Source organism: Rossellomorea sp. NS-SX7 (assembly GCF_052828565.1).
Window position 1 is genome coordinate 3,296,620 of the sequence record NZ_CM128249.1, and the last position, 23,961, is coordinate 3,320,580.

Annotated in this window: 24 protein-coding genes; 6 read left to right on the forward strand and 18 right to left on the reverse strand. The window is 44.7% G+C overall.

Features of this window, described 5'->3' with window-relative positions; translation table 11 throughout:
- The first annotated feature begins 531 nt into the window (after positions 1 to 531).
- Positions 532 to 723: a hypothetical protein gene (locus tag ACUXV2_RS16505; protein WP_446244239.1), complete on the forward strand. Its 192-nt coding sequence runs from the start codon at positions 532 to 534 to the stop codon at positions 721 to 723.
- A 53-nt stretch (positions 724 to 776) separates the two neighbouring features.
- Here the strand turns inward: ACUXV2_RS16505 and ACUXV2_RS16510 are convergent, their stop codons facing one another.
- Both ACUXV2_RS16510 and ACUXV2_RS16515 read right to left on the reverse strand, forming a co-directional pair.
- Positions 777 to 1,223 carry a DUF4385 domain-containing protein gene (locus tag ACUXV2_RS16510; RefSeq protein ID WP_446244240.1) on the reverse strand — a complete coding sequence of 149 codons (447 nt, stop codon included), beginning with the start codon at positions 1,221 to 1,223 and terminating at the stop codon, positions 777 to 779.
- Between the two features lie 114 nt (positions 1,224 to 1,337).
- Positions 1,338 to 1,529: a hypothetical protein gene (locus ACUXV2_RS16515; RefSeq protein WP_175990372.1), complete on the reverse strand. Its 192-nt coding sequence runs from the start codon at positions 1,527 to 1,529 to the stop codon at positions 1,338 to 1,340.
- A gap of 237 nt (positions 1,530 to 1,766) precedes the next feature.
- On the opposite strand from ACUXV2_RS16515, the gene ACUXV2_RS16520 reads away from it, so the two are divergent.
- Positions 1,767 to 2,966, forward strand: coding sequence for an iron-containing alcohol dehydrogenase (locus ACUXV2_RS16520; protein ID WP_446244241.1), 1,200 nt, complete (start codon positions 1,767 to 1,769; stop codon positions 2,964 to 2,966).
- A 43-nt stretch (positions 2,967 to 3,009) separates the two neighbouring features.
- Here the strand turns inward: ACUXV2_RS16520 and ACUXV2_RS16525 are convergent, their stop codons facing one another.
- Positions 3,010 to 3,990 (reverse strand): zinc-binding dehydrogenase, encoded by a 981-nt coding sequence (locus ACUXV2_RS16525; RefSeq protein ID WP_446244242.1) that lies wholly within the window; start codon positions 3,988 to 3,990, stop codon positions 3,010 to 3,012.
- A 217-nt stretch (positions 3,991 to 4,207) separates the two neighbouring features.
- Here ACUXV2_RS16525 and ACUXV2_RS16530 point away from each other — a divergent pair, with 217 nt between their 5' ends.
- Positions 4,208 to 4,579 carry a winged helix-turn-helix transcriptional regulator gene (locus ACUXV2_RS16530; RefSeq protein ID WP_446244243.1) on the forward strand — a complete coding sequence of 124 codons (372 nt, stop codon included), beginning with the start codon at positions 4,208 to 4,210 and terminating at the stop codon, positions 4,577 to 4,579.
- Positions 4,580 to 4,631: 52 nt separating this feature from the next.
- Here the strand turns inward: ACUXV2_RS16530 and ACUXV2_RS16535 are convergent, their stop codons facing one another.
- From ACUXV2_RS16535 to ACUXV2_RS16545, 3 genes are all read right to left on the reverse strand, one after another.
- The gene (locus ACUXV2_RS16535; RefSeq protein WP_446244244.1) at positions 4,632 to 5,576 is read right to left on the reverse strand and encodes an arginine deiminase family protein; all 945 of its coding nucleotides are present in this window, start codon (positions 5,574 to 5,576) and stop codon (positions 4,632 to 4,634) included.
- A 148-nt stretch (positions 5,577 to 5,724) separates the two neighbouring features.
- Positions 5,725 to 6,465 (reverse strand): YqcI/YcgG family protein, encoded by a 741-nt coding sequence (locus ACUXV2_RS16540; protein WP_446244245.1) that lies wholly within the window; start codon positions 6,463 to 6,465, stop codon positions 5,725 to 5,727.
- Between the two features lie 64 nt (positions 6,466 to 6,529).
- Positions 6,530 to 7,162 carry a LysE family transporter gene (locus ACUXV2_RS16545; protein WP_446244246.1) on the reverse strand — a complete coding sequence of 211 codons (633 nt, stop codon included), beginning with the start codon at positions 7,160 to 7,162 and terminating at the stop codon, positions 6,530 to 6,532.
- A gap of 174 nt (positions 7,163 to 7,336) precedes the next feature.
- Here ACUXV2_RS16545 and ACUXV2_RS16550 point away from each other — a divergent pair, with 174 nt between their 5' ends.
- Positions 7,337 to 7,975 carry a spore coat protein gene (locus tag ACUXV2_RS16550; protein WP_446244247.1) on the forward strand — a complete coding sequence of 213 codons (639 nt, stop codon included), beginning with the start codon at positions 7,337 to 7,339 and terminating at the stop codon, positions 7,973 to 7,975.
- An 83-nt stretch (positions 7,976 to 8,058) separates the two neighbouring features.
- On the opposite strand, the gene ACUXV2_RS16555 is transcribed toward ACUXV2_RS16550, so the two are convergent.
- The 3 genes from ACUXV2_RS16555 to ACUXV2_RS16565 all read right to left on the reverse strand — a co-directional run bounded on the left by ACUXV2_RS16555 (position 8,059) and on the right by ACUXV2_RS16565 (position 12,084).
- The gene (locus tag ACUXV2_RS16555; protein ID WP_446244248.1) at positions 8,059 to 9,351 is read right to left on the reverse strand and encodes an MFS transporter; all 1,293 of its coding nucleotides are present in this window, start codon (positions 9,349 to 9,351) and stop codon (positions 8,059 to 8,061) included.
- Positions 9,348 to 9,971, reverse strand: a complete 624-nt coding sequence (locus ACUXV2_RS16560) for a TetR/AcrR family transcriptional regulator (protein ID WP_446244249.1) — start codon at positions 9,969 to 9,971, stop codon at positions 9,348 to 9,350. Before ACUXV2_RS16560 ends, ACUXV2_RS16555 begins: the two co-directional genes overlap by 4 nt.
- Positions 9,972 to 10,158: 187 nt before the next feature.
- Entirely contained in the window at positions 10,159 to 12,084 is a 1,926-nt protein-coding gene (locus ACUXV2_RS16565; protein WP_446244250.1) for a PhoX family protein, read from the reverse strand.
- Between the two features lie 233 nt (positions 12,085 to 12,317).
- Between ACUXV2_RS16565 and ACUXV2_RS16570 the strand changes: the two genes are divergently transcribed.
- Positions 12,318 to 13,883: a phosphodiester glycosidase family protein gene (locus ACUXV2_RS16570; RefSeq protein ID WP_446244251.1), complete on the forward strand. Its 1,566-nt coding sequence runs from the start codon at positions 12,318 to 12,320 to the stop codon at positions 13,881 to 13,883.
- A 179-nt stretch (positions 13,884 to 14,062) separates the two neighbouring features.
- On the opposite strand, the gene qoxD is transcribed toward ACUXV2_RS16570, so the two are convergent.
- From qoxD to ACUXV2_RS16595, 5 genes are all read right to left on the reverse strand, one after another.
- The gene (gene qoxD / locus ACUXV2_RS16575; RefSeq protein WP_446244252.1) at positions 14,063 to 14,362 is read right to left on the reverse strand and encodes a cytochrome aa3 quinol oxidase subunit IV; all 300 of its coding nucleotides are present in this window, start codon (positions 14,360 to 14,362) and stop codon (positions 14,063 to 14,065) included.
- 1 nt (position 14,363) lies between these two features.
- Positions 14,364 to 14,975, reverse strand: coding sequence for a cytochrome aa3 quinol oxidase subunit III (gene qoxC / locus ACUXV2_RS16580; RefSeq protein ID WP_446244253.1), 612 nt, complete (start codon positions 14,973 to 14,975; stop codon positions 14,364 to 14,366).
- Positions 14,976 to 14,977: 2 nt separating this feature from the next.
- Positions 14,978 to 16,942, reverse strand: a complete 1,965-nt coding sequence (gene qoxB / locus ACUXV2_RS16585; RefSeq protein ID WP_446244254.1) for a cytochrome aa3 quinol oxidase subunit I — start codon at positions 16,940 to 16,942, stop codon at positions 14,978 to 14,980.
- A gap of 19 nt (positions 16,943 to 16,961) precedes the next feature.
- The gene (qoxA, locus tag ACUXV2_RS16590; protein WP_446244255.1) at positions 16,962 to 17,984 is read right to left on the reverse strand and encodes a cytochrome aa3 quinol oxidase subunit II; all 1,023 of its coding nucleotides are present in this window, start codon (positions 17,982 to 17,984) and stop codon (positions 16,962 to 16,964) included.
- Between the two features lie 835 nt (positions 17,985 to 18,819).
- Positions 18,820 to 19,647, reverse strand: coding sequence for a DUF2935 domain-containing protein (locus ACUXV2_RS16595; protein WP_446244256.1), 828 nt, complete (start codon positions 19,645 to 19,647; stop codon positions 18,820 to 18,822).
- A 165-nt stretch (positions 19,648 to 19,812) separates the two neighbouring features.
- Here ACUXV2_RS16595 and ACUXV2_RS16600 point away from each other — a divergent pair, with 165 nt between their 5' ends.
- Complete coding sequence (locus tag ACUXV2_RS16600; protein WP_446244257.1) at positions 19,813 to 20,304, forward strand: hypothetical protein; 492 nt, start codon at positions 19,813 to 19,815, stop codon at positions 20,302 to 20,304.
- 97 nt (positions 20,305 to 20,401) lie between these two features.
- On the opposite strand, the gene ACUXV2_RS16605 is transcribed toward ACUXV2_RS16600, so the two are convergent.
- From ACUXV2_RS16605 to ACUXV2_RS16620, 4 genes are all read right to left on the reverse strand, one after another.
- Positions 20,402 to 20,935, reverse strand: a complete 534-nt coding sequence (locus ACUXV2_RS16605) for an undecaprenyl-diphosphatase (protein ID WP_446244258.1) — start codon at positions 20,933 to 20,935, stop codon at positions 20,402 to 20,404.
- Between the two features lie 171 nt (positions 20,936 to 21,106).
- Complete coding sequence (aspA, locus tag ACUXV2_RS16610; protein WP_446244259.1) at positions 21,107 to 22,537, reverse strand: aspartate ammonia-lyase; 1,431 nt, start codon at positions 22,535 to 22,537, stop codon at positions 21,107 to 21,109.
- A 141-nt stretch (positions 22,538 to 22,678) separates the two neighbouring features.
- The gene (locus tag ACUXV2_RS16615; RefSeq protein ID WP_446244260.1) at positions 22,679 to 23,470 is read right to left on the reverse strand and encodes a LysM peptidoglycan-binding domain-containing protein; all 792 of its coding nucleotides are present in this window, start codon (positions 23,468 to 23,470) and stop codon (positions 22,679 to 22,681) included.
- A gap of 216 nt (positions 23,471 to 23,686) precedes the next feature.
- Positions 23,687 to 23,950 carry a hypothetical protein gene (locus ACUXV2_RS16620; protein ID WP_446244261.1) on the reverse strand — a complete coding sequence of 88 codons (264 nt, stop codon included), beginning with the start codon at positions 23,948 to 23,950 and terminating at the stop codon, positions 23,687 to 23,689.
- Between the last annotated feature and the right edge of the window lie 11 nt (positions 23,951 to 23,961).

Sequence of the window (23,961 nt, forward strand, 5' to 3'; positions counted from 1 at the left end):
ACCTGCTTGGCTTAGGGGAGGAGCGAAAAGAAAAACAAGCGGAAAGACCCAGCAATCTATAAGTAAATAGTCTCCATTTTCTGCAGAGGGACTATCCTGAAGTCCCATCTGAAGTGTGGAGAAGTGTCTCATTTCCTTATTGGAATTGGTCATTTTGATTGGAGGATTGGGTTTTTCCTTGATCAATTGACCACTCCTTTGGGTAATGAGGCTTTGGGATGGAGATTTAGAAGATAATTGGCTGTTTTATTGGGATATGGGGCGATACTGGATGTGGAATCTTTCAGGAATAGCTGTTAATCTCCGAGTTTCGGGTAAAAATCTTTGAGTTTTGCTAACTAATCTTCGAGTTCTGCCCATTAATCTTTTAATTTCTCGATTAATTCCGTCACTTACCAATTCATTACAAATCCACCCCCCTCCCCAAAACAAACAAGCTTTATTTTTCAAAAACAACAGGGCCATTTCCTTATTTTTAAAACGCTTTTATCACTCCCGAATACATTAATCATAGAAAGGAGTGAATTCAAAATGGATAGTCCAATCTGGTTATTTCTGTTCGGTATTTTATCGGGATTTGCCCTGCTCAGGGTGCCGCTAACGGGATTCTTGGAGCCGGTCAATCCGATTGTCGATGTGATTGGGGTTCTCGCTGTTTTATTATTTTCTATCGTACTGATCTTAAAAGGTGTCATGCATCTCATTGACAGCAGGAGAAGATAACATAATAGGCCCGTCCCTCGCTGCTTTAAAGCAGTTCAGGGCCGGGCCATTTTTCATCCATATTTCTCCTGGTGCTCCCGCTTCATGGCGAGATAATCTTCATCTTCCCTCGCCTGTTTCCACTTTTCTTCAAAAATGGCGGCTGATTCTGCTTTGACGGAATCGATCTGCCTCTCCTTCACATCTCCGTCTTCATCATATTTTTTTCCGCCTTTATAGTTGGCGTAGCGGCGGGCTCTGGTGTATCCCATCTGGAGAAACTTCCTGGCCATGTCCATCCCGACAAAATCGTCCTTCTCTTTATAGCCAAGGAACATTTCATAAATCTTAACCGAAGATTCCGACGCAATTTCCGGCGTTTTGAACCGCCAGTGCGGGAGGATTTCACTTTTATACGGTTCCACGAGCAAGACCCCCTGCTCTCCCCGGCCGACCCGGTACAATTCAGGGTTTTCCCTGAAATCGGTGGCGTCAAAGTCCAGTGAATAATCGAATGGCATCGTATCATCCTTTTTTACCTTATTTACCCGGGTGCTTCCCTAATTAACCTCTGCAAAACTATAAAAAACCTGTATAGAACCACTCTACACAGGTTTTTGATCTCTAAAAAATCTCTACTTCTTCGGCTCATCCAACGCCTGGTACTTAGCCTGATACTTACCTCCATCCGCCACTTCCGAATGGTACAGGGCCTTCATGGCAAAACTTCTCTCCAAGCCTTGTTCATCCATCAGTTTCTTTAAACGGTCCTGCAGTTCTTTTTCATCTTTCATCAGGCGTTTCATTTGAGAACGTATATATTTCAAAGGTTTTCAACTCCTTTTTAGCATGACGGTGAAGCACCATTATAACAGCCTTTAAGGATTAACCCAAAATTTCGCTAGTCTCCATTATCGATGCTTGATAAAATCATAGATAAAGGCTAGAAAAATTTGAGAGAAACATATAAATAAGGTTACAAGCAAATACATATTAGAAGAGACAGGGACACCCTTAGACAGGACTTCGTTCTTACCTAATTTTTATAAAAGAGAGGGATTGTCATGTACAAAATGTATTGCAGGGCCTATCAGACCGCATATCGCGGCGTTTCTTATATCCTGCCATGGCGGAAACCGGAATTGATCGAGGGGGAAAACAGCCTGAACAGGCTGCCTGCTGTCTTAAAGGATAAAGGAATCTCGAGCGTCCTGATTGTCACCGACAAGGGGATTTCATCACTCGGTTTGATGAATGGATTGCTTGATGGATTAAATGACGCGATGATCGATTATGCCGTCTATGACAAAACCGTCCCCAACCCGACCATCGATAATATTGAAGAAGCGTTGAACATCTATCACTCCCGTAAGTGTGAAGGAATCATCGCCTTTGGCGGGGGCTCCCCGATCGATTGCGCCAAAGGTGTGGGTGCAAGGGTGGTGAGGCCGGATAAAACCATCCCCCAGATGAAGGGACAGCTCAAGGTCAGAAGGAAACTGCCCCTCCTTGTCGCCATCCCGACGACCGCCGGGACAGGAAGCGAAGCGACGATTGCCGCTGTCATCTCCAATCCTGATACCCATGAGAAATATGCAATCAATGACCTGTCGCTGATCCCGCATGTGGCCGTACTGGATCCGCTGCTTACGGTAAAACTTCCTCCTCAGATTACTTCGACGACCGGAATGGACGCATTGACACATGCTGTGGAGGCGTACATCGGCAGAAGCAGGACACCTGAGACCATCGAGTGCAGCAAGCAAGCCGTAAACCTGATATTCAACAATCTATATGATGCCTATTCCAACGGAGGAAATATCAGCGCCCGGACGAATATGCAGAAAGCCTCCTATCTGGCAGGCACAGCGTTCACCCGGGCCTACGTCGGATATGTGCATGCCATCGCACATACCCTGGGCGGATTCTATTCGACTCCGCACGGGCTCGCCAATGCGATCATTCTGCCACATGTCCTTGAATATTACGGGGAATCGATTCATCAGCCGCTTGCGGAACTCGCAGACGCAGCCGGCATCAGCGTAAATTCCGAGACGGAAGCCCAAAAGGCAACGGCATTCATTGAAGCGATCAAGAAGCTCAATAAAGACATGAATATCCCTGACAAAGTAAACGGTATTTCCGAAACCGACATCCCGCTTATGGTCAAACGGGCTTTGACGGAAGCCAACCCGTTTTACCCTGTACCGAAGATCTTATCAGACGCAGATCTATATAAACTCTATTCATTAATAAAGGAATAACAGAAAGGTGCCCATCTTCCATGATGAGCACCTTTTCCAGCTATTATTTCAGTTTCGCGACGATCTTCCCTTTTACATGGCGTTCCGATAATCGGCTGAGCGCTTCCGGAACTCCTTCCAATCCAATGACTTCTTTCAGCATCGCATCCAATTTTCCTTCTGCAAGAAGTGATAGCATATCATCCCCGATGACGGCAAAATCCTTTTGAGCCTGGATATCATGTGATTGATGGGCCGCCGCCAATGCGATTTCATGGTAGGACACCACTTTGGTGAACGGTTTTACTGCAGCAAAGTCCGGCGCTCCTGCGATGTAGACGATATGCCCCATATAAGCGAGCATGTCGAGAGCATCCGTCGCACTTTGTCTGCTTACCGCATCAATCACTGCATCCACCCCGCGCCCTTCGGTGAGTTCCATCACTTTCTCTTTCACGTTTTCTTCACGATAGTCGATGACATAGTCTGCACCTAGTGATTTCACATACTCATGATTGTGTGAAGAAGCTGTTGAAATGACGGTTTTCCCCGCACGTTTCGCGAGCTGGACACCAAATCCGCCGACCCCTCCTGCACCGCCGTGGATGAGGATGGTATTGACTTGATCCAATGCCAATTTGCGGTGAAGGGCCTGATACGCTGTATATCCGGCAGTCGGAAGTGCAGCCGCGTCTTCAAACGATATGCTGTCAGGCAATTTCGATGCTGTATGGGCAGTGATCAAAGCGAATTCAGCATACCCGCCTTTCTTCGTAAAATCACCGTGATAGACGATGCGGTCGCCTTTCTCCCAACCGGTTACACTATTTCCGACTTCTGCCACAACACCGGCAACATCAAGACCCAGAATATGAGGATATGTCCAGCTCGGCATTCCATTTGTGCCCGTTTTATAATCGACCGGATTGAGGCCGACTGCATGTACCTCGACCAGCAGCTCACCATCCCCCGGTGCCGGCTTTTCCATTTCTTCCACTTTCATGTCTTTCCACAAACCTTTATCTTTAAGAAGCAATGCTTTCATCTATCGTCACTCCTAACGAATTCATTATTTATCTCTTACTTGGTATATAATATATACTGCATAGTACAAAAACAAGTAGGCACTATTATGTATCCTAGTTACCATTTAGGAACCTTCCATGGGATTGTTCCATTGAAACCGCCTCTTGTTTAACCTTAAAATGAACATCTGCCTTGAGCTGTTACCTGAAAGGCCGAAGCAGAAAGGAGCCGGATAAATGAAAGAGCTTAACAACGAATATCAATGCGCAATCGACCTCGTGATTGACGTGATCGGGGGCAAGTGGAAGGTATTGATTCTCTGGAACTTGAATGAAGGGGTTAAACGGTTCAATGAATTGAAACGGTCACTCCCCAACATCACCCAAAAGATGCTGACCCAGCAGCTCAGGGAACTCGAGGAACACGGGCTCGTTTCAAGAAGGGTGTATCAACAGGTCCCTCCCCGTGTGGAATATTCGACGACTGAAATGGGAAAAAAACTGCAGTCGACTTTATTTGAAATGTGTAAATGGGGAGACGAATATGCCGAACAGAAAGGCATCGTGATGAACCGATGCTGGACTTCGTATAATTTCATGGAAAAATGAAGCAAATGGACTTGTCTCTGCGGCAAGTCCATTTTTCATTGGATGCGGCGGTTTACCTGCGCTCCATTGGAAGCGTCATGCAGCGGATACCGCCTCCCCCTTTTTCCAATTCATTCACGTCCACTTCGATGATCTTTTTATTCTTCAATTTGGGATGCTCATGAAGGATTTTCTTATTTATTTTAGTGCTGACAAGCAGCGTTTCCGGGTTCAGGTTCAGGAAATTGATATCTGCGACGGTGTGCTTGACATTGTCTGTCCAAAGCACTTCAAATCCGTGGCGCTGAAGGAAATCACCTGTCATGGAGTACGTATAGCCTTTTTCCGTGACGATTTGAACAGGAAATAAACGCATATAGCTTTTCGCGACAAGGAGATCCGGACCCGCCACATTGCAGTTCATGTCAAGGTGCATCGTCTCCCCTTTCCTCGGCAGATCAATGACACCGATCTCGGAAAATCCAGCTTTGAATATCCACTTTTGGATGGCCTCCAGGCTTTCGATGCTTGTCCTGAGGCCGGTATTGATGAATACCGTATCGTTATCAAGAACGAACACGTCCCCATTTTCAAGAGCTTTCATTTCATTGTTGGCTGTGATTTGGAACACATCTTCATCAAACCATTCCTTAAACAGCTCATGACTGTGAAGATACTCAGGTGCTCTCATCGTTGCCCCTGCGTCGCCGGGGATCACCGTGTTCCCATATACACATGCGAGATCCCGCACAAACACCCTGTTAATTAGATTCGGATTGAGGTCGGCATGTTCCCCTTTTAAATAATGGGAGTAGTCGATGACCTGTACCCCTTCATTTTCCATTGCCTTTATCATCGCTTCATGGTTTTCATGTGCTTTTTCCTGCTGAACGGGTCTTTCCCAGCCTACATAATCGGCGGTACGCTGATCGGGAACGTCCAAGGTGGTCGGGGAACAAACCACCACGGTTTTCAATTCATCATGTTCACTCCAGCAGTTCGGTTGAATCTCAAGCATCGTCTGGCCTCCTTCTGTTTTACTCCTTTACTTTCTCCGTTCTGTTTGAAAAACATTCGACCTGCGCTGTGAATACTAAGCGTGTATGGAGAGGATGGATCCAGGATTATAGAAAAAAACATACAAAAAAAGAGCCAAAGCCAGCGCTTCAACTCTTAATCCTCTTTTGACTATTCATGAATGGACACTTCGAAAGAGACGAATCGTCATCACTGAGGAAGTACTGCTGCCATTCAAGATTATCTTCCTGACCATACCATTTAAGGCTCGGATGCGCATCGATTTCATCGTATTCCACGAGGCGTTTCCGAATCACTTTTTTCAGTTTTTGACCAAAGGCAGTCGAAGAGTTGATTTCATCGAACACCCAGCGGGGCTGAAAGGCGATGAGGAAATTAGGAAAGTGCCTGCTTTTTCTTAATGCATGCGCAGGCGTTGCACAGAACGCAAAGTAAGGCTCTCCGCCAAAGCAGAATTCCCACGTATGGTGATGGGGATCTTTTGATATATCATCGGGCCAAGGGGTTTCATCCAGCTCATGGACCCGGCTCAATACTTCCCAGAACAAATCCTGAAAGCTATCAATTTCTGCCTCTCTCAAATCCTCTGAATGAAAGAAGACTACCAGTGAAGCATAATTCCCAGTATCCCTCGAGATATCTCCATAATCCTTGAGAAGCGAGGCGAGCTGTTCAATGGAATCCGGTGTTCTTGGGTCATCCGCAAAGCCAAAGCGAAGCATATCTTTTTGAAACCCCTGTTTCCCCGGTACACATGGATACGGATGCTGTTCATCACACATCATGTCTGAAAATTGGGTATAGGCTTCCTGCTGCCAGGGGGTAAGTTCATCGAAGTGTTGATCGATCCAGTTTTTTGACAGTAACATCGGGCAAATCCCTCCTAAAAGACTACACACTATCCTATTAGGAGGTGTTCGGTTGGGTGTCTGTCTATGCTCCGAGTATGATCCCGGCAGCCTTCACACCAAAATATATCCCGAATCCGATCAGGACGATGCCGGAGATGATCGAGATCCACCGAATGATGTTTTGATTGAACCATCTCCTGGTTCCTGCTGCGACAGACGCCATCGCGAAATCCCAAAGTGTGATTCCCAGGAAGATTCCCATGCTGTATATCAATATTTGCCCGCCTTGATATTTACTGGAGGTTTCAGCCAGGATTGACCCGTAAATCCCAAGCCAGAACAAAATACTCAGGGGATTTGAAATGGCCATTAAAAAACCGGTACGAAACGCCTTCCCTTTCGTTTCCCTTCCTCTGTGTTGATGCTGCTTAGCCGGAGCGCCAGCCTTTACCACACTTTCTATTCCTGTATAGACGAGCACAAAAAAGCCGAACAGCCATAAAAACAATTGAACGATAGGCGTGTCCGCAAACTGGGCTAGCCCGAAATAGATGAGCAGCATAAAAACGGCATCTGCCGCCATGCCTCCTACTCCTACAAGCCATGCATGCCAGAAACCGAACCGGATTCCCTTGTCCAATTGCAGTGCATTGATCGGGCCCATCGGCGCTGAAAGCGATAATCCCAATGCAATATAACTAAAGAATACGCTCATTCATCATAACCACCTCTGCGTTACTTCTCCCTATTATATTCGGACAGGCTGGCATGTATTAATAACGAATCATATTGACTGATTTTTATCATGACTAAAGACGATTTTCCATACATGATTCCCTCCCTTAAGGGAAATCTAACACCGATGTCAACGACTAAGGAGGGAAACATCATGTTCAATCAACAAAATAACCAGCAAAACCAAACTCAAAACAATCCCCAGCAGGGAATGAATCAAATGAATACAAACCATGGCGGCCACGAATTATTTGACGCCCATGAGATCATTGCAGGGATCATCAGCATGCTCGATCAGTATCAAATGTATGATCAGCATATCCAGGATCCCGAGCTGAAAGATATCGTCAAACGCCAGACTGCCTTTGTGACGACCATGTACAATACGATCGTCGGAAGCTTCTCCACGGGCCGCGATCCCCAAGTACCGACCCAGCAATATAAAATGACGCAAAACAATGACACTGTATATGGAATCAAACCGGGACAACCAAAGAAACCTAATCAATCAGTCAACGACTTGTCCGACAAAGGACTGTCAGCTTACATGCTCGGGCAAACGAAATCACTCGCTTCCCTGCTTGCGATGACTGCCCTTGAGATGACCAATCCGGTCCTGCGCCGTGTTGTAGCGGACAGCGTTCCGAACTTCATCGAGATGAGCTACGAAATTTTCTTGTACCAGAACAAGCACGGCTACTACCAGGTACCGCAGCTGAACAACCAGGATATGACGGCGATGCTTCAAAGCTACACAACGGTCCCTCAGCAGCCTGGCAACATGCCTCACTAAAGCAGTGTGGGACGCGGGGATTCAGCCCCGCGTCCCATTTCAATTTAATGCCGGGACACGGAACCTGTCCCGGTGTCGCTGATTTACGAAGGAATGGAGGCTTTCACTTCTTTTATTTCTTTTGCATCGGTTACGATGGACGCCAAGGATCTGGTGATCAAATAGTAAAGGAAAGTACCCGTAAGTCCAAGAGCCAGCAGGATGCCTCCCATCATCAGGGGACTGATCCATTCACCTACGATGATCAGAAGCGATGCGATGATCATCGCCCCGTAAAACGTCAGGCTGTAAAACGCCATATATGTGCTGCGGGCATTGGATGGTGCAAGGTCTCCGATCATCGCCTGTTTGACAGGAACATACATAAGCTCGCCAATCGTGCCGACGAATATGAGGATGAAGAGAAACCAAATGTTGCTGGTGAATGCAAGCGCACTGAAACTGATTGAAAAGATGAACATTCCCGTCACGAGATTCCATTTATCCTTCCATTTTTTGAAAAGGAATAAGACAACAGCGGACAAAAGGACGACCAGAACTGTATTTTCTGTTTTGAGAAATCCAAGTACCTTTGTGCCGTCGATCGTGAAGTCAAAGCCTAAGAGGGAAGCGCCTTGCTCGGGTATATCCCTTTCCAGGCGGATCCCGATATAGTAGGTCAATGACTGTTCCAAAGTAAAAATGAACACAGCCCCTATGATGTAATACATGAAAAGTTTGTCTTTCAGCACGGCTGAATAACTGTGGAAGAGTTCTAAAGGTGAAGATTTGGGTGGTGCTGTTGAAGTTGCCTTCGAAATTGGCGTGTAGGTTTCTGAGATGAAGAAGATGGTGATGACAACTGATAAAAGGGAGATGACCGATATCCCAATAAACAGCTCGAACAAATAACTCTTAAACAAGAAGGCGCCGATGATACCCCCGAGTGCCGTTGCAAGATTCCCCAGCCAGTAGCTGATCGTGAACACGAGCTTTCTCGATTCTGAATCCGTCACGTCGATGATCATCGCCTGGGCAGCCGGCTGAAACATCCCGCCCGCAAACATGTTGAGCAGAAAAAAAGCAGCCGATACATACGGAAGGTCGAACCAGGGAGAGTTGCAAAAAGCAATGCACAGATATGTAATCAACACACCTGCCTCAGAGTAAATCATGATCTTTCTGCGTCCGATCCTATCTGAGATGTGCCCGCCGATAAATCCCCCGATCACTCCGCTGATGACAATCAAAATGAGAATGACGCCTGTGACGGCTGCCCCGATTTTTTGTGAAAAATAAATGGCCAGGAACGGAATGACGGCCATGGACACAAGTCCCCCCAGGAACTGCATGCCAAGCCGTAATTTGATGTTGGGATGGATGTCCCTCAGTTTCATTGCATTTCCTCCCTTGCGTTCGATACCGGTCCAAACAGCCGAAGTGCCTGTATTTTCATATCGCTCCATACCAAGTTTGTATAGTCATCGACAAATGTCAACCGCATCCCGTTGATCAGGGATAAATACGACTGGGCGATCAAAGGCGGTGCATCCTTGTAGAAGAGCCCCATCTCCTGCCCTTCTGCAATTACTGGATAGATTTTATCGATGAATACGTTGACAAAATCATCAAGCTCTTGAAAAAGCATCGGATACCTCTCAGGTCTAGCAAGCACCTGCTGGATCAGACGCAGATAATCCTTGCTCCTTGAAAATATATCAGCCTGGCAATGGATCATTTGTTTTATCATCTCCATTGGATTTCCACTGTAGCGTTCTTCTATTTCATAAAAATAAGGCTTTATCTCTTCGAGGGGCTCCAGGACGGCAGCCTGAAACAGGACTTCCTTTGTTTCAAAATACGTAAAAACGGACCCGAAGCTGACCCCGGCTTCCTTTGCCACCGCAGCGATCGGCGTCTCTGCAAATCCATTCTCGCTGAACAGTTTAACAGCTGCCTGAAGGATCACCGCTCTTTTCCGTTTCTTTTTTTCTTCGAGTGAAAGTGAAGCAGACATGTGATATCTCTCCCTTTTAAAAAATGATTGATTAATCAATCATTATGTTATTGTAATTTTATTCCAAAGTCAACACCTTTTGTAAACAAAATTTCGCCGCTCCTCGTTTTATATCAGACAATATATAAAAACAAGATAGGACACTATTAAAAGCGCCCTATCTCCTGAGTCTGCCTAATATATGATTTTATTCTTCTTCTTTTTCTTTTTCATCTTCATCGTCATCTAATGCAGGAATGCCTGAAATGTAGCCGACTCCGCCTGTTTCCATGATTCCGATTGTTTCCTTCATCGCTTTTTCCAATTCCCCTTTGTCTACTGCAGTGATCTCTTTTTCATCGAGATCAGCTCCCGGATGCTGGTAGTTACTTAGAACGTATTGAGAATCTCCAACATTGTTCGCTGCACTTAATCCAGTTGCTTCTGCACCGACTGGAACTGATAGAATACGAGAAAGCTTTTCATCGTCCAAATTATAGGCCCATACAAAGTTATTCGTATGCATGCCGCTGTCCTCACCGATGAACAGTGTATTCAGGTCCTCTGAATAACTAAGGTTATCCGGATTGGCCACTTGGTCTGGGTCCGCTGTATTTCCTAAAGCGTCAGGAGTCTCCAGGTCCTTCCCGATGATGAATCCTTGCATGCTGGAAGGTACATATTCACTCGCAATCTGACTGCCGGAAGCATCTGCCTGGTTTCCTTGAAGATTAAGCTCATAGGTTACCCCGGACTCCAGCTTCGGAAGCTGAATATCGTCCTGTACGGCATTCTCTTCTTTTTCCATGCTGCCCTCCTGATAAGAAATGGCCATATATGCTTTCTTATCTTCTTTGTTCACTGCAATTCCTTCCATTTTATTAAACTCGGATGTCGCTCCTTTGATCGCTCCGTAGCGTCTTGATTCCAGGAATGCAGCTGCTTTTTCCATGCCCGGTTTCACTTTAAGGTACTCGACTTCATCGCTTGCGTTTGTCTTCACAGCCGTAAATCCTTCAGTTGGTTCTTCTGCTGTTTCAAAGATATCACTGAATTTCACACCACTGTTGATGATATCTAAAACCTCTTGATCTGATGCATGTCCAAGTTTGATCCATTTCAAGTCACCGGAACCGCCTTTTTCAGTACCGGTCTGCTCGAATTTTGCAGCATATAGAGTACCAGAAGAGAAGTCTTCCGCTTTATCGGCTACATACATGAACGACATCGTATTTCCACCGTCATCACCAAACAGTGCCGTTTTATTATCTGGAAGCACCTTCATCATTTCATGAGAGAAACGTCCAGTACTATAATGTTTTTCAACTGATGCTTCACCCTGCTTGGTGATCGAGATTTCAGGAATCCACCCATAGAAATAAGGATTCGCTTTTGACGCATCATGGAAGTAGTGTTCAGCGTAGTTGCGAACTTCTTTATACGCATCACTGTCTTTGTTTTCGAATGCACGTGCATCAGGTTCATACTCTTCAGACCCCATATGTGTTCCCCAGTCAGTCGTAGATCCATTACAAGGGATCCAAAGACCATTCACATTGGCAAAGTCGATTTTCTTAGCATTTTTTACGATTGAAAGCTTTCCAGTTTTCTTATCACGCTTCACTTCTGTGAGTGTCATCGAAGCCGGGAGACCGGAAACTTCTTCTCCTGCATTATTTTGAGAGTCATACTCGAAGTGGGAAATCATATATGTTTTATTGCCCTTCTTTATTAAACTATTAGAATCCGGGGCATCAGATATATAGTATGACGGGTCTTCAGGAATACTATTATCGATGATAGGGTCGCCATTCACATCGATCGGTGTTCCTGCCGGAATCATTTCCTTGTTATTTTCGACAATTTTGTCTTTCGTAAGGTATAGCTGGTCGTATGAAAGAGGGATTTCTTTCTGAGTACCATCTTCAAAAGTTACTTTAACAGTAGACTCCGTATACGTTTTTACCATGTTTTCAATTGATGAGGGGGCGTCCATAGAGCTGAATTGGACATTTTGTATTTTTTTATGTGATTCTTTCCCATATTGGTGTCCGTTATCTGAGCTGGCCATAGCTGTCATTGTTGAAGAAGCCAGCAGTACCATAGATAATCCGATCGTTAATTTCTTCTTCATCTTTATACCTCCTAGGGTTTAATCACTTGCAATACCTATTAAAACATAGAAGTTTTAAAGAATTATGAAATTATATTAAGCCAATGTAAGGTTCCAGTGATAATTAGATTTCAAGTAATTATGCTCATCAGATTTCTCATAATTAATATAATCTTTATCCTCCTGTAACTTGCAATTATTAAATCCCCTCTAGTATGGTGGTGTATCAAAAATATGTTTGGAGGTTTTATGCCATGTACCGCCCATTTGTAAAAACGGCCATTGTATCTGCCCTGTCACTCTCTACTGTACTTTCAATTTTGCCAGCAGGGGAAGATGTACAGGCCACCACATCTCAAGAGACCCTTTCAATAGGAGAGTCCGACTTGCCAGAATCACGAAATACTAAACAAGTAACCAAAGGAGTTACCCATACCGACATTACAAGAGGCTATTATTCAAAGAAAGCCTATTATACGGTGGATGTATCATTCTTTGAAACAAAGGGACAAGCAAACTCTCTGTTACGTGAGCTGAAAGAAAAAGGGTACGATGCAACGCTTCATGAAGTGAAAAATAAACAGTCTAAATATACAGATGTAGAAGAAAAAGAAATTGGTTATGTGGTTCGTTCGGGTGAGTTTGAAAATGAGAATGGAGCAAAAGAACACGCTGATCAATTGAGTACAAGTGGTTATGAAAAAGCAAAGGTCACTTTTTCGGAATATGACGGGACCACCAAAACAACAGGACCATGGAAGATTGATGTCCTTGAAATCGATCCGTCAACATTTGAAGGTGAACTGACGAACGTCCTGGCAAATGATGAAATTACCGGACGTGAAACGGTTTCCTCCATGGCTGAACGGAATCAAGCTTTAGCAGGAATGAATGGCGGCTACTTTGTTGTAGGTCCAACCGATGGTGTACCCGGGGATCCGGCTGGGATATCAGTTGTCAACGGCCAATTGGTCAGCGAAGCGATTGGAGAGCGCACAAGCCTTCTTCTTTCAGGGAACGAAGCAAAGATTGCAGAAACGTCGACTACATCACATGTAAAAACGAAAAACGGAGAAAAGGCAGTGATTGACGGAATCAACCGAAAGCCTGGATTGATAAGGAGCTGCGGCGGGATCGATGACACGGAAACCAATCAGCCAAAGCATGACGTGACCTGTACTGATTCAGAGGAAATTATCGAATATAACGCTTATTTTGGAGATGCCACTCCTAAGGGAGAAGGCTTCGAAGTTGTGCTGAATGCAAGTGGAGAAGTTGTTGAAACTTACTCCCAGAGGGGCCATAACATCCCAGAGAGCGGAATCGTCCTCTCAGCAACCGGTGACCGGGCAGAATGGCTGAAACACAATGTTTCAAAAGGAGAAACATTAACGATCACCCAAAACATAACGGCTGATGGGAAGCAGATGAAAACCTCATCAAATTTAGATATCATCGGCGGGGCACCTCAACTACTAGATGAAGGAAAGATTGATATTCAAGCAAAAGAAGAAGGCTTTGCTTGGAGCAATGATTTCTACTATCATTTTGCACAATATCGTCATCCAAGATCGTTTGCAGGGATCAAGGAAAATGGTAATATTTTGCTTGTCACCGTCGAAGGACGCAACCCTGAAGAGAGCATTGGAGTCAGTTTCCTTGAAAGTGCCCAAATACTTCAGTCCCTTGGGGCCATTAAAGGTTTGAACCTTGATGGTGGAGGTTCATCAGCGATGGTCGTTGATGACAAACTGGTCAACCAGCCCTCAGACCTTACTGGTGAACGTCCGGTATCCGATGGGATTTTCATACTTGAATAATGGATACGGAAGGTCAGGCACACTAGTGTGCCCGACCTTTATGATTGTTATCATCGTTATTGATTGCCGTTCCATTCGTTCCGCAATGAAAAAGGAAGCTTCTGTGTTAAGAAGCTTCCTTTTTCATGTTTCATATATTTGACCATCGGGACAACAAACCTGTCCCCATGTCCCGCTTTTTAGTGCATGCTGTTCATGACCCAGACGGTTCCTGCTACGATGACGATGGCGATGAAGCTGGCAGAAAGCATTTTTCCGACCTGCCATTTTCCTTCTCCTTCTGTTACGTGCATGAACATGAACAACTGGATTGCCGCTTGCAGGAAGGCAAGGACAAAGACGATGGCCACGATGGTTCCGCGGGCAAGGTCAGTGTAAAGTCCCCACCAGACAGCAAGGAACGTCAATCCTACTGACAAAAAGAATCCGATGATTTGAGTCCAAGGTATACGGCTGTGGTTTGATGTGTTGTTTGACATATTATCCCACCATCCCTAACAAGTACACGCTTGTAAACACGAAGATCCATACGAAATCAAGGAAGTGCCAGTACAAGCTGGATACAAATAATTTTTTTGCAGTATCAGGGTTCAGTCCCCGCTTTTTCACTTGGAACATCACCAGTGTGATCCAGAGGATACCCAATGTTACGTGGAGTCCATGCGTACCAGTCAACAGGTAGAATGAAGACCAGTATGCATTGGTTCCCATCGCAGCCCCTTCATGAATGAGGTGAAGGAATTCTGCTATCTCCATGTAAAGGAATCCTGCACCAAAGAGCAATGTGATGATCAACCAGATCATCATGCCTTTGACATTTCTTCTTCTTAATTCATTTATCGATAATCCAGACGTGAAACTACTGATTAACAATAGCAGCGTCATGATGATCGTATTCTTCAGATCAAACACTTCACCAGGAAGCGGACCGCCGACCGTTCCGCTTTCAAGGGCAAAGAACGTGGCGAAAATGGTGGCGAAAAGCGCCATTTCCGCTCCGAGGAAAATCCAGAAACCGAAGATATTCAGCTTCCCTATTTCCGATTGATATTCCAGTGGCGTGTTTGGATCTACATTTGTACTATGTGCCATACTCACGCCTCCCTCTTGAACCGATTTTCAGTCTTTTCTATTTCATCCACACTTACATAATAACCTTTGTCATACGTGTGTGAAGTAAGTGAACGATGTGCCATGGTACCAAAGATCCCTACAAGGGCGGCTATCGCCATCCACCACAGCTCGAACACCAGTCCGAAACCAGCGACAAAGAAGAGACCGGACATGATGAACGGCACCCCTGCATTGTTCGGCATGTGAATCGGTTTATACTCAGGATCTTCAGGCTTGCCGGATTCTTTCCATTCCTGTTTCATGTAATAGAATGCATCCACACTCTTTACTTCAGGTACATGAGCAAAGTTGTAGTGAGGAGGGATCGCTGAGCTTGTCGCCCACTCAAGTGTGCGTCCATCCCAAGCATCGCCTGATACCTCTCTCTTAGCATAACGGTAGCTGTAGTATACGTTGTACACGATGATCATGAATCCGACACCCATACCGAATGCACCGACAGAAGAGATCACATTCAAAGCAGTCCAGCCGTCTTCAGGCCCGTACGTGTAGACACGTCTCGGCATACCGGCGAATCCTAACACGAATTGCGGTAAGAAACATACGTTGAAACCGATCGAGAAGAACCAGAACGCCCATTTCCCGATTCGTTCGTTCATCTTGATGCCGAACATCTTCGGATACCAGTAGACAAGTCCTGCGAAGCAGGCAAATACGACACCGGCAATCAATGTGTAGTGGAAGTGAGCAACCAAGAAGTAGTTGTTGTGATACTGGAAGTCAGCTGCAGCCATACCGAGCATGACCCCTGTCACTCCACCAATCAAGAATGTCGGAATGAATGCTACCGACCACATCATCGAGGTCGTAAATTCAATCCTTCCCTTATAAAGGGTTCCCAGCCAGTTAAAGATCTTGATACCGGTCGGAATGGCGATCGCCATCGTGGAAATCGAGAATACACTGTTCACTGCAGCACTTCCGCCCATCGTGAAGAAGTGGTGGACCCACACGACAAAGCTCAATAATGAAATGGCAGCAAGTGAAATGATCATCGATTTATAACCGAATAATGTCTTTCTAGCAAAAGTAGCAATGATTTCTGAGAAAATACCGAAAGCCGGCAAAATAACGATATAAACTTCCGGATGTCCCCATAACCAGAACAGGTTCGACCATAGCATCGGATTCCCGCCGTCCGTCAGCGTGAAGAAATGTGTGCCGAACAAACGGTCAAATGTCATCAGTGCAAGTGTCACTGTCAAGATTGGGAATGCAAACACAATGATGAATGCAGTGATCAATGTCGTCCACGTGAACATCGGCATGCGAAGAAGCGTCATGCCCGGCGCACGCATCTTGATGATGGTCACGACAAAGTTGATACCTGTTAATAATGTACCAATCCCTGAAATCTGCAATCCGAGTAAGTAGTAGTTGATACCCGGTCCAGGACTTCCTTCGATCGCAAGCGGAGCGTAGTTCGTCCAGCCCGCATCCGGTGAACCACCGAATACAAATGACATATTGAAAAGAATAGCCCCGAACATGAATGACCAGAAACTCAGGTTATTCAAGTAAGGGAATGCAACATCCCTTGCACCAATTTGTAAAGGTACAACAACGTTCATCAATCCAAGTAAGAATGGCATCGCCATGAACAGGATCATGATCGTACCATGAGTCGTAAAGATTTCGTTATAGTGCTGTGATGATAAAAACTCGTTATTAGGCACCGTTAGTTGGGCCCTCATCAGTAGTGCATCGACCCCTCCGCGGAAGAGCATGATCAATGCGGCAATGATATACATAATACCTATCTTTTTATGATCAACACTCGTGATCCAGTCGTTCCAAAGCCATTTCCACTTTTTAAAATAAGTCAGTGTAGCGACAATCCCGATTACAGTGAATACAATCGAAATATTGGCTCCAAGGATCAACGGATCGTTGAGGATTAAATTATCCTTGATAAAATCAAACATCTAGAGTGGTCCTCCTTTCTTAATGCTCATGTCCTTCTTGTTTTTCTTTGTCTTCTGTATGTCCATCATGACTTTCTTGTTCCTGATGGTCCTCATGGTCACTTCCGTGGTCACCGTGCCCACTGTGAGTGGATTCGGCATCCGCATCGGCACCATGCGATTTTTCAGTGACGCCGTACTTATCACGGATAGCAAATGCATATTCAGAATTCTTGCCGTGATCGACAATGGACAAGTGAGTGGAGGAGAATGTCATCTTTTCAACATGTCCCGGTAAAATAAGCTGTTCATACTGTTTTTCCGTAAGCTTCGGCTCATTGGCCTGAACATCTTTAACCCACTTCTCATACTTGCCTTCTTCCAACGCAACAAAATCAAACTTCTGGTGTGTCATTCCCTCACCCGTAAAGTTTGAATTACGTCCATCATAAGTTCCAGGCTCATCAGCCTGTAAGTATAAATCATTCACCATTCCAGGCATTCCATAAATCTGTCCGCCGATTTGCGGCACCCAGAATGACGCCATGGAATCTGCAGCTGTCACCTTAAACAAAATCGGGTGATCTTCCGGGACGTTCACATAGTTCACGGTCTCGATCCCCTCTTCCGGATAACTGAAGATCCATTTCCAGTCGACAGCCGTCGCATGGATCACAATCGGTTCTTTATGTGCAGTCGCTTTCGGAGCTTCTCTCAGCTCATATAAAGCCTTTGTATTCGGAATCGACAAAGCGATGACGATCAATACAGGAATCAGCGTCCAGATGATCTCAAGCTTCGTGCTTCCATGCATCTCAGGCTTATAATCGCCTTTCCGGCTGCTTCGATATTTTAATAGAATAAATGTAAAGAATGATAGAACGACGATCATAATGCCAAGCATATAATAAATCGACAGCATGATCAGGTCTTTCTGTACGGCCCCTACGGGCCCTTTCGGATCGAGAATGATCATATCACTTCCCGAACTGAATATGATGATAAAAAATAATGAAACCAGACTGATTAAAACAATCAAGTATGGCTTGAATTTATCAAACAAAGGGTTCACCTTCCTTTATCTCGTATTTATCAGTTGTAGCATCATATTATCAAATTCTGTTAAGAAGTTACCCCTATTTAACCGAACTGTAACCTGATTTTCGAAATTTAGACGAAAGTTATTCACAAAACGGTAACAATGTTGGAAAGAATTCCTCAATCCACAAAAAAATAACTCCCAACATTATATTTAAATAACGTTGAGAGCGTTTTATGAATTGATTATTCAGAATTATAGCGATTTATCACCACATGCATTCATTCACATTTTCTTTTCATCACAGTACTATTCTTGAACTTTCATGAGTTGATTACTAGAACAAGAGTACAAGTGTCAGCAAATTCGGATTCCTCCACCTTATAGACTCCTTATTCTAAGAAAATAATTCTATAAGGATTAGTCGATAAAATAAGAAACAAAAATCCACCACATTTTCAGCGTAAACTCTTAATTCCGCTAATGATTTCCGTGCAAGACTTCGCTTTCCGCGGGTAGCCCGTGAGCCTCCTCGGCTTCGCCTGCGGGAAGAAAAGCGGAAGGGCTTTGTTCAGAGGCGGGTGGCATAAGACGAATCGGCCTGGAAGGCGTTCTTTGCCTTCTTGGTCGGTTTGGCTTATGACATGTGCCTCTAAGCCCTGTAGCTGGACACGTCTCACATTAGCTACTCTTCCCGCAGGAGTCTTCGTCTTGCACTCCAATCAACCGCTGGAAAGACCTAAGATTTATATATACATTTGAAAAAGTTAAAAACCCGAACTAATTGGCCTCATAAAAGGCAAATTAGTTCGGGTTTTACTTAGAATACAACACTTTTGTCCCACCACAATACCAAAGGCTATAAATATGAAGCCCTTTTTAAAGAACAATTCCCGGCTGCTTCCTTAAGCTTTGGCGAATAATAGCTGAGTTTTTTTATGAAATAACAGGTTTCCGGAAAGTGATGCTCTAAGAATCGAAGGGTCGTTTTATTCAGCAGTTTCTTTTTATTGTACTTTTCAACCATTCCGGAGATATACTGACTCATCTCCAGAGTCGTTTGACCAACTTCAAGTGCAAATTCCCTCTGTCTGGCAAATCCCGGCTGTTTAAATCTGAGATATCCCTTCAGATGCCGGTTTTGAATGATATATACCTGATATTGGTCAATATACGCCTCTGCCCGCATGCTGGCACCTATCTCTATGGGATCCAGCAAGTTTTGGAATAATAACACGTGCCCCAGCTGATCTTCCAGCCATAAATCCATCAAATCCACCAAAGGAAGAGGCTCCGGCTTTTCCCCTTTCAGGAGATACCCCAGAAACCGCAAGTATTCCTGGTTTTCTGCAAGCGTGCCGTTCAAGTAAGTTGGCGAAAAATCCAGGTTTACCTTATTATCGATTCTTAACGATTGCAGCATTCCTTCGAATTCAAAGTAGCCTTTTGCCACCGGCCAGACTCGGGTTGAAAACTGAACCATGACTTCATCCCCATGGTCGGCTGTACGAGGAACACGATTCAATAATTCGATCAGCTCCCCAAATAACTGAATGTACTGCTGTGAAGCATCTACATACTCTTCTTCAACTACAGATAAGTGGTCCCTGATGAAATAGGCATGATCCTGTAATACTTCAAGCCAGAATAAATGCTCCTCCCAAATTGAGATCATTTGATTAGCCACATCTTTACCTCCTTTTTATTATGTATATATTTAGTAAGGAGATAAAAAAGAAGGACTCATTAACAAACTTTCATTCGTTATGAAAAGATCCCGGGCATGGATACATAAAATTTTCATAAAAAAGGAAAAATAGATGTACAACTATGATGCAAAGGGTGTCCTTTTATGAAGAATAGAACACTGATGATCACGTTAATGGCACTGCTTCCCTGGTTGTCTATCCCGTTTTTGGACAATAAAACGTTCAGAAGATTCTTACCAGGCACTCTTTTTATGAGCGTGTATCTCCTGGCAGAAGGCACTATAGCAACGAAAAGGAAATGGTGGTGGTTCCCTTTTCACATTAAACCGAATGTAGCAGCTGAACTCCCTCTGATCCTGGGTCCTTTCTTTGTTGGCTCACTTTGGATCTTTAAATACACTTACGGCAGATTCTCGATGTATTTTCTTCTGAACCTGATCGTTGATACTTTTTTCACCACGATTATGCTGAATTGGTTTAAGAAAATCGGGTATGTCACCTTGATCAGATTCACCAGATTTCAGCTGTCATTACTCTTTTTATTGAAGTCGATATCCATGTATGGGTTTCAATCATTATATGAAAGAGTTTTTTCCGGCAAGGTCACAAATAAAGACGGGGCGGAAAATCTGTAAAGAACGCAATGAAGGCCAATGCAATGAATAAACCTCTCATCACAATTGGGGATGAGAGGTTTTTTGCCGTTTCAATGTTTGTATATTACGTATTGCTTTATCCATCATTCCCTTTGACTCCGTTTTTGCACAACTCTTCATATCCTGCAGGTTTCCCAACTACAATGCTTGACGCAGTGGCAATAAAGGCACTCCCGATAATATCAGATGGATAATGATGCCCCAGCCAAATACGGGAATAACCTGTCAGCATTGATAAAAGCCACATCATCGACCCATAGGCACGGTCATAAAGAAAGATCGAAGTAGATACCGCAAACGCAAGCATGGTATGCTTACTCGGAAATGAAGAATCCATTTTTGAAGGGATGAGTATGCCGACTCGTCGTGCAACAAATGGGCGCGGCTTAAAGTAAAACAACTTAATCAACGTATGAAGAATCAAAGATACCCCCGAAGACTTCAAAGCATTCCAAACCATTTTTCTATACATACCATTTCGAAACCACATGAAGATCAGCACAAATATGAACACATAACGAACCTTTTTTGATAGGAAAATCATCAGCCAATCAATCGGGGCAAGGCGTCCAGAAAACAGATTGATCGCCCTGAATACTTTTTCGTCCATAAGTATGCCTCCTTTTTTTCAACGATATCTTTAAAATTCCCTTTTTAGTATGAAGTATGTAAAAACCTGCGGATGATCTCCTAAACAAAAAAAGCTTGCAGACTCCGTCTACAAGCTGAAAGCTGCAGAATGTATCTGCAGCTTAGCATTCATTTAATCAAAGATGTCATCTTATTCCCGATCAAACAATACACGGCCCGCAATCCCCGGGTTCGTCATTTCATAAGGGTTTAAGATCAGATCGAGTTCTTCTTCTGTGAGAACATCGTATTCCAAGCAAAGTTCCCTTACTGATTTCCCTTTCAGGATCGCTTCCCTGGCAATTCTCGATACTACTTCATATCCAAGGTGCGGATTGACAGCCGTAATAATTCCCACGCTGTTTTCCACATATTCCTTCATGCGTGTTTCATTTGCCTCGATTTCGATAAGGCAGTTGTCGGTAAAGCTTCTGAACGCATTGTTCATGATGCTGATGGATTGCAGGAGATTGAACACAAGGACAGGTTCCATCACGTTCAGTTCAAGCTGGCCGGCTTCAGAAGCAAGAGAGATGGTCTGGTCATTCCCCATCACCTGGAAAGCGACCTGGTTGATCAGCTCCGGCATGACCGGGTTTACTTTCCCAGGCATGATCGATGATCCGGGCTGTCTTGCCGGAAGGGAAATCTCGCCCAAGCCTGCGCGCGGCCCTGATGCCATCAAACGCAAATCGTTTGCGATTTTGGACATATTGGTCATGCATACCTTCAATGTGGAAGAAACCTCTGTGTAAGCATCTGTATTCTGCGTCGCATCGACAAGGTGCTCCGCTCCCGTGAGAGGCAGTCCGCTGATGTCAGCCAGATGCTTCACGACGCTTTCAATATAAGCCGGGTCTGCGTTCAACCCGGTCCCTACAGCCGTCGCCCCCATATTCACTTCATACAGATGCTCCCGCGTACGTCCGATTCGCTTGATGTCCCGCTCAACGACACGGCTGTATGCCTCGAATTCCTGGCCGAGGCGGACAGGAACCGCATCTTGAAGATGGGTGCGGCCCATCTTGATGACATGATCAAACTCCTGAGCCTTCTTTTTGAAAACATTCAGCATATCTTCCATCGTTACCAGCAGCTTATCCAATAACTTAAGAGTCGAAATGTGAATGACCGTCGGGAAGACGTCATTGGTCGACTGCGCCATATTCACGTGACTGTTCGGGCTGACTTTCCCGTATTCACCTTTTTGATGGGAAAGCAGTTCCAGGGCACGATTGGCGATGACTTCGTTCGCATTCATATTGATAGACGTACCCGCGCCCCCCTGAATCGGGTCGACGATGAAATGTTCATGCAGCTTCCCTTCAAGGATTTCATCACAAGCCTGTACGATGGCCTGCCCGATCCCTTCATATAGACGTGTTGTTTCCATATTTGCGAGCGCTGCCGCTTTCTTGACCACGGCAAGCGCATCGATCATTTCTGTATGAATTTTATAACCAGTCACCGGGAAGTTTTCCACCGCCCTGAGCGTCTGAATTCCATAATATACATGTTCGGGCACTTCCTTTTGCCCAAGGAAATCTTTTTCAATTCTATATCCGCCAGTAGCAGTTATCATGTCTCTACCCCTCTTGTTCGTATTCAGTATCACCATTCGAGATTCTACCAATTTCCGGGGAAGTAAGCAATGGTTTTTACTGGCGTCATCAAGAAAAGCGTATTTCTATAAGAAATACGCCCTTGAAAATCATAGAACCAATTAATACGCAGAAATGACAGCCCCATTTTTATGGATAATGGTGACCATCTGTCCGGATTGCTTTTGGTACCCTTGGGAGGTTCCATAAGGGACCTTTAAGACGAATTCCCCGTTTTCACCTTTGAATTCCACTGAAAAGCTGTCAACCGCTCCAATGACGACAGCTTGGGACACTTCAGCTTTCCCCGGAATGAAGAGATTTTGGCCGATCAGGACCATGTCCATTTTCAGTCCGTTTGCCTTCGCCACCTCTTCCGGCTTTACGCCATACCGATGAGAAATTCCCCAGAGAGTATCTCCGGCCACTGCTGTATAATACTCACCAACATCGCTTGATGCTTGTCCGGCTGGCAAAGTCAGCTTCTCGCCACTCTTGATTTGATATGTATTCTTTTCATTAATATAGGTTATTTCATCGATCGTGGTTCCATACTGTTTGGCCAGGGAGTAAAGAGTGTCCCCTTTTTTGACCGTATAGGTAAAAAACTCCTTATGCTGCTTTCTATCGGGTACAAGCAATTGCTGGCCAGTGATAATCTTATCTGATGACAAGACGTTCGCTTCCATCAACTGTTCGACAGTCACTTCATATTTTTTAGCCAGACTATAAAGAGTGTCATTTTTTTTGACCGTGTATTCTGTACTGCCTGCGCCAGCCTTGCCGTTGGCGAGAAGGAGTGCGGTGATGGTGCCGGCAGCAGTCGCTGCGGCTATCTTTTTATTTCTCGCTCTTACCTTAATCTTTCGCGCTTCTGCTATTCTGTGTTTTCTCTTCATTGTGATCGCAGTCAATTTTACATCCCCCAATGTACTCGTTTAAGTGTCATCAACCCTATATCATTCGAACGTCGGGGGTCTTTTTGAGGGTGTAAAATAAAAATATTCCTACCAAACCATTTTTATCCACAAAAGCTGTCTTGACTCAAGAATCTTTGCCTTCCTTTCCAATCAACAGCTGCTGCCTTCTTCCCGGCTCTCTCCAAAAAGGAAGGATGGCCCTCCCCTTCTTCAAATCCAGGTCTCAACAATTCTCAATTCTTCCTGAGCAGAATTCGAAATCTTTGAAAACCTCTCAGGGATTTCACTCCTGACCGCCTCCAAAGTAGGCCTCATGAGTATGTGATGTGTCGGCTTTTCAACGTCAAAAACCCTTGCTACATACATCCCTTTATAATCTTCCGGACTCCAATATATGCATATGATCGGTAATGTCAACTCACTGAAGGCCACTTCATCAAACGTATTCATTAATCGATCAGGATTATTCATCATGTATCTCTCCC